This is a genomic window from Streptomyces sp. a15 (genome assembly GCF_059026085.1).
On the sequence record NZ_JBWLKM010000020.1, the window covers coordinates 72253 to 84430 of the forward strand.

At 72.2% G+C, this 12178-nt stretch carries 10 protein-coding genes and 1 pseudogene; 7 read left to right on the forward strand and 4 right to left on the reverse strand.

The genetic code is table 11. From position 1 onward, the window contains the following. The first annotated feature begins 10 nt into the window (after positions 1-10). Positions 11-514, forward strand: a pseudogene (locus AC5P09_RS21850) (GNAT family N-acetyltransferase). On the opposite strand, the gene AC5P09_RS21855 reads toward AC5P09_RS21850, so the two are convergent. After that, positions 507-2555 carry a DHA2 family efflux MFS transporter permease subunit gene (locus tag AC5P09_RS21855; protein WP_493875519.1) on the reverse strand — a complete coding sequence of 683 codons (2049 nt, stop codon included), beginning with the start codon at positions 2553-2555 and terminating at the stop codon, positions 507-509. The pseudogene AC5P09_RS21850 and the gene AC5P09_RS21855 overlap by 8 nt on opposite strands. A 173-nt stretch (positions 2556-2728) precedes the next feature. On the opposite strand from AC5P09_RS21855, the gene AC5P09_RS21860 reads away from it, so the two are divergent. Beyond that, positions 2729-3859, forward strand: coding sequence for a peptidoglycan-binding domain-containing protein (locus AC5P09_RS21860; protein WP_493875520.1), 1131 nt, complete (start codon positions 2729-2731; stop codon positions 3857-3859). Between the two features lie 87 nt (positions 3860-3946). On the opposite strand, the gene AC5P09_RS21865 is transcribed toward AC5P09_RS21860, so the two are convergent. The 3 genes from AC5P09_RS21865 to AC5P09_RS21875 form a co-directional block, all read right to left on the reverse strand. Then, positions 3947-4069, reverse strand: a complete 123-nt coding sequence (locus tag AC5P09_RS21865; protein WP_493875521.1) for a hypothetical protein — start codon at positions 4067-4069, stop codon at positions 3947-3949. Between the two features lie 183 nt (positions 4070-4252). Beyond that, positions 4253-4912, reverse strand: a complete 660-nt coding sequence (locus AC5P09_RS21870) for an HAD family hydrolase (RefSeq protein ID WP_493875522.1) — start codon at positions 4910-4912, stop codon at positions 4253-4255. 184 nt (positions 4913-5096) lie between these two features. Further along, positions 5097-5678: a TMEM165/GDT1 family protein gene (locus tag AC5P09_RS21875; RefSeq protein WP_493875523.1), complete on the reverse strand. Its 582-nt coding sequence runs from the start codon at positions 5676-5678 to the stop codon at positions 5097-5099. Positions 5679-6077: 399 nt separating this feature from the next. Between AC5P09_RS21875 and AC5P09_RS21880 the strand changes: the two genes are divergently transcribed. From AC5P09_RS21880 to AC5P09_RS21900, 5 genes are all read left to right on the forward strand, one after another. Beyond that, positions 6078-6722, forward strand: coding sequence for an HNH endonuclease family protein (locus AC5P09_RS21880; protein ID WP_493875524.1), 645 nt, complete (start codon positions 6078-6080; stop codon positions 6720-6722). Between the two features lie 120 nt (positions 6723-6842). Beyond that, positions 6843-8480: an alkaline phosphatase D family protein gene (locus tag AC5P09_RS21885; protein ID WP_493875525.1), complete on the forward strand. Its 1638-nt coding sequence runs from the start codon at positions 6843-6845 to the stop codon at positions 8478-8480. 196 nt (positions 8481-8676) lie between these two features. Further along, positions 8677-10611, forward strand: coding sequence for an FAD/NAD(P)-binding protein (locus AC5P09_RS21890; protein WP_493875526.1), 1935 nt, complete (start codon positions 8677-8679; stop codon positions 10609-10611). A gap of 89 nt (positions 10612-10700) precedes the next feature. Then, complete coding sequence (locus AC5P09_RS21895; RefSeq protein ID WP_493875527.1) at positions 10701-11153, forward strand: DoxX family protein; 453 nt, start codon at positions 10701-10703, stop codon at positions 11151-11153. Between the two features lie 203 nt (positions 11154-11356). After that, positions 11357-11974 carry a DedA family protein gene (locus AC5P09_RS21900; protein ID WP_493875581.1) on the forward strand — a complete coding sequence of 206 codons (618 nt, stop codon included), beginning with the start codon at positions 11357-11359 and terminating at the stop codon, positions 11972-11974. Positions 11975-12178: the final 204 nt, after the last annotated feature.

Consider the following 12178-nt stretch of genomic DNA (forward strand, 5'->3'; position numbering starts at 1 on the left):
GCTCCTGACAATGGGCGCCATGACGACCTGGACCATCGCCCCGGAACCCTTCGACTCGCCCGTCGCCGCCGCGCTCTGGCGGGCGTTCTACACGGAGGTCAGCGACCGCTGGTACCTGCTGCACGAGGCGCGGCGGACCGACCCCGACGAGCTGGAACGGTAGATCGCCGCCCACACGGGGGCCGAACTCGCCCCGCCGAGCGGGCAGTTGCTGGTCGCCCGGTACGGGGGCGAACCGGCCGGGAACGCGGGCGTACGGCTTCTGGAGGGCGGGATCGCCGAGCTCACCCGGGTGTTCCTGTACGAGGGGATGCGCGGCCGGGGCGGCGCCGCGCCCCTGGTCCGGGCCGCCGAGGACGCGGCGCGCGCCCTCGGGGCCGTGTCGATGATCCTCGACACGCGCGGCGACCTGGTGGAGGCCCGCGCCCTGTACGCGCGGCTCGGCTACGAGGAGACCGAGCCGCACAACGACGACACGTACGCCGAGCACTGGTTCCGCAAGCGGCTCACGTAGGACGGTTCACCGCCCGCTCGTCGTGCGGCCGTTCCGCCTCCGAGCCGCACAACTCACCGTTCAGCTCCTTGACCAGCTGGATCAGGTCGGTCGGCCGGTCCGGCCCCCACCAGTCGCCGAGGAGCTCGGCCAGCGACTCCTCGCGGGCCTGGGCGAGCCGGTCGGCGACCTCGCGGCCCTCGTCGGTCAGGACGAGGTCGAGACCCTCGCGGAGGGCGAGGCGGCGCACCTCGACCTGGCGGGCGGCCTCGATGATGACGGTAAGCGGGACGGTGGTGCGCTCGGCGAGCACGGCCGGCTCGACCGTGCCGTACCTCTTGATCCGCAGCAGCAGCCAGCTCGCCGCGGGGAGCAGGTCGTAGCCCGCCCGTGCGGTGATCTTGCGGTAGATCTCGCGCCGGCCCTCCCGGGTGCCGAGCACGGACAGCGCCCGGCACACCTCGTCGTACGAGGACCGCTCCACCGGGTTGCTGGCGAGCGTCTCCGTGACGTCCGGCGCCGTGACCGATCCGCGCAGCCGGTCCTCCTTCAGGAACCAGGCCAGTGCGAAGCCGACGACGGCGACGGGCGCGGCGTACAGGAAGACGTCGGTGATGGACGAGGCGTACGCCTGCACGGCCGGGAGTTGCAGCGCGGCCGGCAGCGCCTCGATGCCGCGCGGGTCGGCCTCCAGCGCGCCCACCGAGACGCCGGGCGGGAGCTGGGTGCCGCTGAAGGCGTCGGTGAGCTTGTCGCCGAGGCGGTTGGCGAAGACCGTGCCGAAGATGGCGACGCCGAAGGAGGCTCCGATGGACCGGAAGAAGGTCGCGCCGGAGGTGGCGACGCCGAGATCCTCGTACGAGACCGCGTTCTGCACGATGAGGACGAGGACCTGCATGACCAGCCCCAGCCCCAGGCCGAAGACGAAGAAGAAGCCGCTCATCTCGGCCGTGGAGCTGGTCTCGTCCAGCTGGTGGAGGAGGAGCAGGCCGAGGGCGGTGACACCGGTGCCCGCGACCGGGAACACCTTCCAGCGGCCGGTGCGGCTGACGATCTGCCCGGAGACGGTCGACGACAGCAGCAGGCCGAACACCATCGGCAGCATGTGCACGCCGGACATGGTCGGGCTGACGCCCTGGACGACCTGGAGGAAGGTCGGCAGATAGGTCATCGCGCCGAACATCGCGAAGCCGACGATGAAGCTGATGACCGCGGAGAGGGTGAAGGTGCGGATCCGGAAGAGCTTCAGCGGGAGGACGGGTTCGGCCGCCCGCCGCTCGACGGCCACGAACACGAAGGCGAGGACGACACCCAGCACCGCCAGGCCGATGATCTGCGGCGACCCCCAGCCCCAGGTGGTGCCGCCGAGCGAGGCCACCAGCACCAGGCAGGTGGCGACGGACGCGATGAGGAACGTACCGAGGTAATCGATGACGTGCCGCGTGGACTTGACCGGGATGCGCAGCACGGTCGCGATCACCGCGAGGGCGACGACACCGATCGGCAGGTTGATGTAGAACACCCAGCGCCAGCTCAGGTGCTCGGTGAACAGCCCGCCCAGCAGCGGGCCGAGGACGCTGGTCGCGCCGAAGACCGCGCCGAACAGCCCCTGGTAGCGGCCGCGTTCGCGCGGCGGGACGAGGTCGCCGACGATCGCCATCGACAGCACCATCAGCCCGCCGCCGCCTAGGCCCTGCAGCGCCCGGAACGCGATCAGCTGGGTCATGTCCTGTGCCGCGCCGCACAGCGCCGAACCGATCAGGAAAATAACGATGGCGATCTGGAACAGCCTTTTTCGGCCGTACTGGTCGCCGAGCTTGCCCCACAGCGGGGTCGCCGCCGTCGACGCCAGCAGATAGGCGGTGACCACCCACGACAGGTGTTCCAGGCCGCCGAGTTCGCTGACGATCGTGGGCAGCGCGGTCGACACGATGGTCTGGTCGAGGGCGGCCAGCAGCATCCCGAGGAGCAGGGCGCCGATGGAGACGAGAACGTTGCCGGGCACGTGTTCGTCGCGTGCGTCCGGCACCTGACCCGTCATTGCGTGTGCGTCCCCGGCCATGAAGACCTCCCGAACGTCTCGTTCCATCTTCCATCGTGGTCGGTGTGACCAGTTATGGCCTGTTGAGTCATGCCGGAAGCCGTTGTTCCGGGGGCTCGTGAGCGATGGTGTGGAGGAGGTCTGGATAATCTCTGGAGTTCGCGAGGGGAAGACGCGAGGGGAGGGGCGAACGCGTGACCGAGTCGAAGGGGCACCTGTGCCCGGAGTGCGGTGCCCCCAGAGGCGCCGACAACACCCCGTCCTGCGCCTGCACCCAGCGGGCGTCCGACGCCCTGCGCGACGCCCGCACCGCGGAGGCGGCCGCGGCGGAGGACTTCGATCCGCTGCGGATACGGCCGTACGTCGAGCTGGAGGGGGCGGCGGACGCGTCTGACGTGTCCGAGACGCCCGACGACGCTCGTGAGGTGCGCGCCACGCCTGACATGACTGGGGTTCCCGGGGTGCCTTCCGTCGAGGCCACCATGGCGCTGCGTGCCGTCACCCCGGCCGCGACCGCCTCCGGCCCCGGCACCGGCACCGATCCCTCCGCCTCCGCCGAGGACGCCACCGTCACGCTCCCGGCCGTCGACGCGACCTCCGCGCTCCCGACCCCCCTGGCGCCCCCGGCCTCCTACCCCAGCCCCACCGGCCTGCACCTGTTCGAGACGGCCGACGGGCCGGGCCCCGCCGAAGCCGACGGTGACGGGGAGCCGGGCCGCCGCCGGCTTCGCACCGTCCTGCTCGGCGTCGGCGGAGCCGTCGTGTCAGTGGTGGCGGCGGCCGGGTTCGCGAGCGGGCTGTTCGCGTACGAGACGCCCTCGCGGGACAGCGCACCGCCGCAGGACGTACGGGCGGCCGTGCCGGACAGCTCGCCGAGCGCGGCGTCCGTGTCGCCGTCCACGCGGACCACGTCCGCGGCGCCGACGTCCGCCGCCCCGTCCGCGTCCGCCAGCCACAGCCCGTCGCCCACCGCCTCGCCGTCGGCATCCGCGTCGAGCGCCTCGCCCAGCCCGTCCCGGTCGGTCGAGCCGACGCAGTCGGTGACGAGCAGCGCTGCGGGCTCGGGTTCCGGGGACGAGTCCGGCGAGGACCGCAACAACGATCCAGTCCTGCGCCGCGGCGACGAGGGTCCCGAGGTCACGGAGCTCCAGCAGCGCCTGCGCGAGCTGTACCTCTACAACGGCGCGATCGACGGGGACTTCACCACCGCGGTCGAGGACGCGCTGCGCAACTACCAGTGGTCCCGGAACGTCGGCACCGACAACCTCGGGGTGTACGAGCACAAGACCCGGGCCAAGCTGGAGTCGGAGACGACGGAGCCGTAACCGGCCCAGAGGCCGACCTCGGAAACGGGCCTCGGAAACCGGCCGTGACGCCTTACCCGACGCACCCAGGAACCACGCACGCGGCTCTCAGCCGACGCACACCCTGAGCGTCCCGTCGCCCACGGCCGCCACCCGCACCTCCGTCAGATCCCGCACCAGCGCGTCCGGCCCGTGGGCGCCGGCCCTCGACCCCACACCGACGACCCGCATCCCGGCCCCAAGGCCGACCTCGGAAACCGGCCCCGGCCGCCTTGTCCGACGCACCCGGGAAACCGGACAAGCGACTCCCGGCCGACGCACCCAGGAACCACGCACGCGGCTCTCAGCCGACGCACCCGGGAAACCGGACAAGCGACTCCCGGCCGACGCACCCAGGAACCACGCACGCGGCTCTCAGCCGACGTACACCCTGAGCGTCCCGTCGCCCGCGGCCGCCACCCGCACCTCCGTCAGGTCCCGCACCAGCGCGTCCGGCCCGTGGGCGCCGGCCCTCGACCCCACACCGACGACCCGCATCCCGGCCGCGCGGCCGGCCTGTATCCCGGCGCCGGAGTCCTCGAAGACGATGCAGTCGGCCGGGGCGACGCCCAGTTCGGCGGCGCCCTTGAGGAACCCCTCGGGGTCGGGCTTGCTCGCGCCGACGGACTCGGCGGTGATCCGGACGTCGGGAAGGCCGAGGCCCGCGGCGGCCATCCGCGCGGTGGACAGCGGGACGTCGGCGGAGGTGACCAGGGCGTGCGGCAGTCCGTGCAGCGAGGCGAGGAACTCGGCGGCGCCCGGGATCGCGACGACGCCGTCCATGTCGGCGGTCTCCTCGGCGAGCATGCGCGCGTTGTCGGCGTGGTTCTGTTCCATGGGGCGGCCGGGCAGCAGCAGCGCCATCGAGGCGTACCCCTGGCGGCCGTGGACGACCTTCATGACCTCGTCCCCGTCCAGCGCGTGCCGGTCGGCCCAGCGCCGCCAGATGCGTTCGACCACGGCGTCGGAATTGACCAGGGTCCCGTCCATGTCCAGCAGGAGGGCGCGGGCGGTGAGCACGGCGGTGGCCGTCATCGGCAGCTCCAAGACGCGGGGCAGCGGGGCGGGTGGGTGTGCCCCGGGGGAACAAGGCGGCCCCGCCCGCCGGTCAGGGAAAACGGGCGGGAGCCACTTTGTTTCTCCACGGTACAAAACAGAACCGGCTTCCCGCCACCGTCTGACGCAACAGTTCACTCACAGTTCAGCTCACGCGGCGGGTTCACCCGGCCACGGCCTCCCACAGCGACCACACCCCGAGGCCCAGCATGAGCAGCGCCGCGACCTTGGTGATCAGCCGCAGCGGAACCCGCTTCATCAAGGCCTTTCCGCCGACGATGCCGAGTCCGGCCACCGCCCACAGCGCGAGCACCGCACCGAGGCCGACGGAGAGCGGGTCGTCGTAACGGGCCGCGAGGTTCGCCGTCATGATCTGGGTCAGATCGCCGAACTCGGCGACCAGGATGAGCATGAAGCCGGCGCCCGAGACCTTCCAGAAGGACTGGTTCTCCGGCTTGCGGACCTCCTCCTCGTCCTCGTCCCCCTTCATCAGCAGCACGGCGGCGCCGCCAAGGAAGAGCACACCGGTCAGGGCATGCACGATCTGCTGCGGCAGGAGCGTCAGCACGCTGCCGGCCGCGACGGCGAGCGCGACATGCAGCGCGAAGGCGGCGGCGACGCCCGCGAAGACGTAGGAGGCGCGGTAGCGGGTGCCGAGAACGAGGCCGGCGAGCGCGGTCTTGTCCGGCAGCTCGGCGAGGAAGACGACGCCGAAGACGAGCGCCGTCACGGTGAAGCTGATCAAGGGTCCTCAATCGGTCGGGGCTGCCCCACCGAGAGCGCTGCATCCGTCGGACGGGACACCTCGGCACGGCAGCGCACACGTCACCCGTGCCGTACGGCACGGATGTGCACTGCTTGCCGAAGGTCTCGCTGGCCGATCCACCAAGGGATCCGCCTCCGGGCGCCGGCTCAGACGAGCTGAGCAGTATGTCGACGGTCCGGCGAAGAGCTACTCCCCTTCTGCGCCGTCCATAGTACGTGACCTCTGAACCGACCCTCAGGGCCGAAAGTCCCGTCGCGAGCATAGACGTGTCATGTGCACGTCATTAGCTTCTTACCCGACGCACATCCCCCGGCAACACGGCCCCGCGAGCATTCCCTCGCTCGCACCTCAACGGCCCCACACCCCATGGGAGTTCGTATGTCGAAGTTCTACGCGCGTCGACGCGTCAGCATACTCGCCGCGCTCACCGGCCTCATAGCCTCGGTCGGGCTTTTCAACGGCCCGACCGCCTCCGCCGCCCTCCCCACCCCGGTCAGCGGCGCCACCGCCCGCACCTACCTCGCCTCGCTCACCGTGGCGACGGAGGACCGCACCGGGTACAACCGTGACCTGTTCCCGCACTGGATCACCCAGTCCGGCACCTGCAACACCCGTGAGGTCGTCCTGAAGCGCGACGGCACGAACGTCGTCCAGGACTCCGCCTGCGCCGCCACCAGCGGCAGCTGGTACTCGGTCTACGAGGGCGCGACCTGGACCGCCGCCTCCGACGTCGACATCGACCACCTCGTCCCGCTCGCCGAGGCCTGGGACTCCGGCGCCGACAGCTGGACCACCGCCCGCCGCCAGTCCTTCGCCAACGACCTGACCCGCCCGCAGCTCATCGCCGTCACGGACAACGTCAACCAGGCCAAGGGCGACCAGGACCCCGCCACCTGGATGCCCTCGCGCACGGCCTACCGCTGCACCTACGTCCGCGCCTGGGTCCAGGTGAAGTACTACTACGACCTCTCCGTCGACTCGGCCGAGAAGACCGCGCTCACGAACTACCTCTCGGGCTGCTGATCCCGCGATCCCGAGTGGTCCGCGAGGATCGGCAAAGGGTCGACAAACCGTGATCTGCGGAACCTCCCCGTTCCCCTCCGTCGTTCCGTACCGTACGGGGCGACGGAGGAGGGTGATCACGTGGCGGGACTGCGCCTTGGGCCACTGCTGAGGTATGCCGACGGCTCGTGCGCGACCGTCTGGGTCGAGGCGAGCCGCCCGTGCACCGCCGAGGTGCGCTGCGCCGACGGCGCCCGCGGCGAGGCCCGCACCTTCCAGATCGAGGGCCATCACTACGCCCTCGTCCCGGTGACCGGCCTGGCCCCCGGCACGACACGCGCGTACGAGGTGTTCCTCGACGGCACGCACGTGTGGCCGTTGCCCGACTCCCCGTTCCCGCCCTCGGTCATCCGCACGTCCACCGAGGACGACGGCCTCCGGGTCGCCTTCGGCTCCTGCCGCTGGGCCTCGCCCCCGGCCGGCGAGAAGGACCCGTTCGGCCCGGACGCCCTGGACACCCTCTCCGCCCGGATCGCGGACGATCCCGAGGGCGAACGGCCGGACGTGCTCCTGCTGTTGGGCGACCAGGTGTACGCCGACGAGACCTCGGGCGCGACCCGCCGCTGGCTGGCCGCCCGCCGCGACCTGAGCGACCCGCCGGGCAACGAGGTGGCGGACTACGAGGAGTACACCCACCTCTATTACGAGTCCTGGCTGGACCCCGAGGTGCGCTGGCTGCTGTCCACCGTGCCCAGCTGCATGATCTTCGACGACCACGACGTCATCGACGACTGGAACACCTCCGCCGCCTGGCTCGAGGACATGCGGGCCACCGGCTGGTGGCAGGAGCGGCTGATGAGCGGCCTGATGTCGTACTGGGTGCACCAGCACCTCGGGAACCTGTCCCCGGCCGAACTGGCCGCCGACCCGCTGTACGCGGCGGTGCGCGACACCCCCGACGGCACCGACGTGCTGCGTGCCTTCGCCGCCGAGGCCGACGCCGACGCGGCCTCGGTGCGCTGGAGCTACCGCCGCGACTTCGGCCGCGTCCGCCTGCTGATGGTGGACACCCGGGCGGCCCGCGTCCTCGACGAGGAGCACCGCGCGATGCTCGACCCGCGCGAGGCGGAGTGGGTGCGCGAACAGGCGTTGGACGCGCCGGGGTCGTACGACCATCTCCTCGTCGGCACCTCCCTGCCCTGGCTGCTGCCGCAGCTGGTGCACGACGCCGAGGCGTGGAACGCGGCGCTGTGCCGGGGCGAGAAGGGCGCCCGCTGGGCCCGCTTCGGCGAGGACCTGCGGCGCCGGGCCGACCTGGAGCACTGGGCGGCCTTCCCGGAGTCCTTCACCGCGCTGACGGAGCTGCTCGCCGAGGCCGGTTCGGGGCCCCAGGCGCCGGCGACGATCCTCGTCCTGTCCGGGGACGTGCACCACGCGTACGTGGCCGAGCCGCACTGGCGTGCCGAGTCCCCCGACGCCCGGATCCTCCAGCTGACCTGCTCCCCGGTCCACAACTCCATCCCCCTCTCGATACGGCTCGGCTTCCGCTTCGGCTGGAGCGCCCTGGCCCGCGCCCTCGGCCGCCGCTTCGCCTGGCACGCCGGCACTCCCGTCCCGCCGGTCAGCTGGCGCAAGAAGGGCGGCCCGTGGTTCGGCAACCAGCTCATGACCCTGACCCTGCGCGGCCGTTCGGCCCGGCTGCGGCTGGAGCAGGCGCGGGAGGTGGGGGACGGGAGGCCGCAGTTGGCGACGGTCACGGAGTCCGAACTCGCCCGCTGATCAACCCGTTACGACCGTTTGTTGTGCCCGTGGCCAGTGATGCTCCTGATGCCCGTGATGCTCGTGATGCTCGTGATGCATCCCACAGTCCGTGCACCCTGGTCTCGGCTCCCTCGGCTCCCGACGGCATGATGAGGCGGACCGTCCGCTTCCAGTGGTCGCCACCACGCGCCCCACACGCCCGGGAGTCCCCCTCTTGTCCGCACCGACCGAGGACCACGTGCCCGTCTCCGTCGCCCTGGTCGGCGCCGGACCGCGCGGCACCAGCGTCCTGGAACGCCTCTGCGCCTCGGCGCCGGAACTCCTCCCGCCCGGCGCCCGGCTGACGGTCCACGTCGTCGACCCGGCGCCGCCCGGCCCGGGCCACGTCTGGAGGACCGCGCAGTCGCCCGAGCTGCTGATGAACACGGTGGCCTCGCAGGTGACCCTGTTCACCGACGAGAGCGTGGACTGCTCGGGACCGATCCGGCCGGGCCCGAGCCTGCACGAATGGGCGGGCGGCACGCTCGGGCCCGACGCGTATCCGACCCGGGCCCAGTACGGGCGTTACCTGGAGTGGGTGTTCGCGCGGACGGTGCGCGAGGCACCGCCCGGGGTGCGGGTCGAGACGTACACGGCCCGCGCGGTACGCCTGGACGACGCACCCGACGGCCTCCAGACCCTCACCCTCGACGACGGCCGCGCCCTGTCCGGCCTGTCCGCCGTCGTCCTGGCCCAGGGCCATCTGCCGGTGGCCGCGGACACCGCCGTACGGCGGCCGGCGGCCTACGCCGAGCAGCACGGCCTGTGCCACATACCGCCCGCCAACCCGGCCGACGTCGACCTCGCGCCCGTCTCCCCCGGCGAACCGGTGCTGTTGCGCGGTCTGGGCCTCAACTTCTTCGACCACACGGCCCTGTTGACGACGGGCCGCGGCGGGCGCTTCGTACCCGGTCCGCACGGCCTGCGGTACCTGCCCTCCGGCCGCGAGCCGCGCCTGTACGCCGGTTCGCGGCGCGGCATCCCGTACCAGGCCCGGGGCGACAACGCGAAGGGCCCCTACGGCCGTCATCGCCCGCTGGTCCTCACCGACGAGGTGATCGCCGGCTTCCGCAAGCGCGCCGACTCCGGCGAGGCGCCGGACTTCCTCGCCGAGATATGGCCGCTGGTGGCGAAGGAGGTGGAGACGGTCTACTACGAAGCGCTGGTCGGGGCCATGGAGTTCGGCATCACGGAGTTCGCGGCCACGGGGTACGCGGCCTCGGACTTCCGGGACCGTTTCCTGGCCACCGCGCACGGCAGTCCCCAGGAGGCCGCCGTACTCGAGGAGTTCGGGGTGGCGCCGGCCGACCGCTGGTCCTGGGACCGGATGTCCCGCCCGTACGCGGGACGCGCCTTCGCCGGCCCCGGCGCCTGGCGGGACTGGCTGCTCGCCCACCTCCGCGAGGACGCCGCCCAGGCGGCCCTCGGCAATGTCGCCGGTCCGCTGAAGGCCGCCCAGGACGTGCTGCGCGACCTGCGCAACGAACTGCGGCAGATCGTCGACCACGGCGGGCTCGCGGGCGCCTCCCGCCGGGACCACCTGGACCGCTGGTACACCCCGCTCAACGCCTTCCTGTCCATCGGCCCGCCCCGGAGCCGCATCGAGGAGCTGGCCGCGCTGGTGGAGGCGGGCGTGGTGGAGGTCCTCGGGCCTCGTCTGGAGGTCCGCGAGGAGGACGGGGCGTGGGTGGCGCACTCCCCGGAGGTGCCGGGGTCCGCCGTACGCGTCACCACACTCATAGAGGCGCGGCTACCGGAACCGGATCTGCGACGCACGGCCGACGAGCTGCTGGCCCGGCTGCTGAAGACCGGACAGTGCCGGCCCCACACCGTGGACGGTTACGAGACCGGGGGGTTGGACGTGACACCGCGGCCGTACCGTCTGCTGGACCGCCAGGGCCGGGCGCACGCACGGCGGCTGGCCTTCGGGGTACCCACGGAGGGCGTGCACTGGGTGACCGCGGCGGGCGCCCGCCCTGGTGTGGATTCGGTCACGCTTTCGGACGCGGACGCGGTGGCGAGAGCGGCCCTACGTGCGGCCTCGGCTGAAACGGAAGGGAAAGCGGAGGCAAACCGGTGGCCAAATGTTGAACTTGCAACGATAGATTAGGTGCTCCTAACCTGGGTCACTCACTCGGTTCCGTCCCCCAGACCGGTCCTCTCCCCACGGATCGGCCCGACCGAAGGAGTACCCCCCACATGACCGCACGTCTCAACAGGGCCCAGCCGTACGCCCTCGGCCTCTTCCGCATCGTCGTCGGCCTGCTCTTCGCCTGCCACGGCGCCTCCTCGCTCTTCGGCGTCCTCGGCGGCGCAGACGGCAGCGGCGGCACGGTCGAGACCGGCGCCTGGCCCAACTGGTACGCGGCCGTCATCGAGTTGGTCGGCGGCTCGCTCGTGCTGTTAGGCCTCGGGACACGGGCCGCCGCGTTCATCTCCTCGGGCGCGATGGCGTACGCGTACTTCAAGGTCCACCAGCCCAACGCCCTGTGGCCGATGGAGAACAGCGGCGAGGGCGCGGCGATGTTCTGCTGGGCCTTCTTCCTGCTGATCTTCACCGGCTCCGGCGCCTTCGGCCTGGACCGGCTGTTCGCCAAGCGCTCCACGGCGGCGCAGAAGCCGGCCACCGAGCACACGCCGGTGGCGGCCTGATCCTCGGCAGCTGCATTGCATGCACGACGGCGCCCGTTCCCGCGGCTCACGCGGGGCGGGCGCCGTCGTCCCCGCGAGGGGGCAGCCGGGTGAACATGTCGTGCCGAACACACGAGCCCCCGGTGAATGTCCTGTCAGACCCCGGGCGTACGCTGTATGGCTGTTAACACGGGGGATCACGGGGAGTTCGGGTGCTGGAAAGCATGGAGAGTGTGGGGCTGCTGACCGGCGGCCCATGGATCTACGCGGTGATCGCCGCGTCTGTCCTCCTGGACGTGTTCCTGCCGGTCCTGCCGAGCGGCGTCCTCGTCATCACGGCCGCCACGGCCGCCGCCGGCGCGGCGACCGGCCAGGTCGCTCCGCACGAGGTGCCCGACATCCTCGCCCTCATCCTCTGCGCCACGACCGCGTCCGTACTGGGCGACCTGGTGGCCTACCGCCTGGCCTGGCGCGGCGGGGCCCGCCTGGACCGCGCCATCGCCCGCTCCCGCCGGCTGACCGTCGCGCAGGAACGTCTCGGCTCGGCCCTCGCCAGCGGCGGCGGCACCCTGGTCGTCCTCGCCCGCTTCGCCCCGGCCGGCCGCTCCGTCGTCTCCCTCGGCGCCGGCGCCGCCCACCGCCGCGCCCGCGACTTCCTCCCCTGGTCCGCCCTCGCCGGCCTCTCCTGGGCCGCCTACAGCGTCGCCCTCGGCTACTACGGCGCCCAGTGGCTGGGCACGACCTGGCTGGCGACAGGGGTGTCGCTACTGGCCCTGTTCGGAGCGGGCGCAGGCGCGGCCTTCGTCATGCGCCGCCGCCCGGAGCCGGCACAGGCACCGTAACGACGGGCACTGACACCAGAAGGGCGACGCCCCGGACACCGCAGCTGCGGGCAGTCGTGCCGCGGGGCCGGCACGGGCAGCACCCCGGGCACGCATCGCACCGCAGCTGCGGACAATCGTGCCGCTGGGGCGGCTCCCCACCCACAGAAGCGGCACCCCCATAGCGCCGGGCTGCGCACCCAACGACCGGCACGCATCGCACCA

Excerpts from the sequence above, each read along its gene's own strand:
- AC5P09_RS21900 (WP_493875581.1), top strand. The coding sequence starts at position 11,357 with ATGGAGAGTGTGGGGCTGCTGACCGGCGGCCCATGGATCTACGCGGTG.
- AC5P09_RS21880 (WP_493875524.1), top strand. The coding sequence starts at position 6,078 with ATGTCGAAGTTCTACGCGCGTCGACGCGTCAGCATACTCGCCGCGCTC.
- AC5P09_RS21870 (WP_493875522.1), bottom strand. The coding sequence starts at position 4,912 with ATGACGGCCACCGCCGTGCTCACCGCCCGCGCCCTCCTGCTGGACATG.
- AC5P09_RS21865 (WP_493875521.1), bottom strand. The coding sequence starts at position 4,069 with ATGCGGGTCGTCGGTGTGGGGTCGAGGGCCGGCGCCCACGGGCCGGAC.
- AC5P09_RS21855 (WP_493875519.1), bottom strand. The coding sequence starts at position 2,555 with ATGGCCGGGGACGCACACGCAATGACGGGTCAGGTGCCGGACGCACGC.
- AC5P09_RS21895 (WP_493875527.1), top strand. The coding sequence starts at position 10,701 with ATGACCGCACGTCTCAACAGGGCCCAGCCGTACGCCCTCGGCCTCTTC.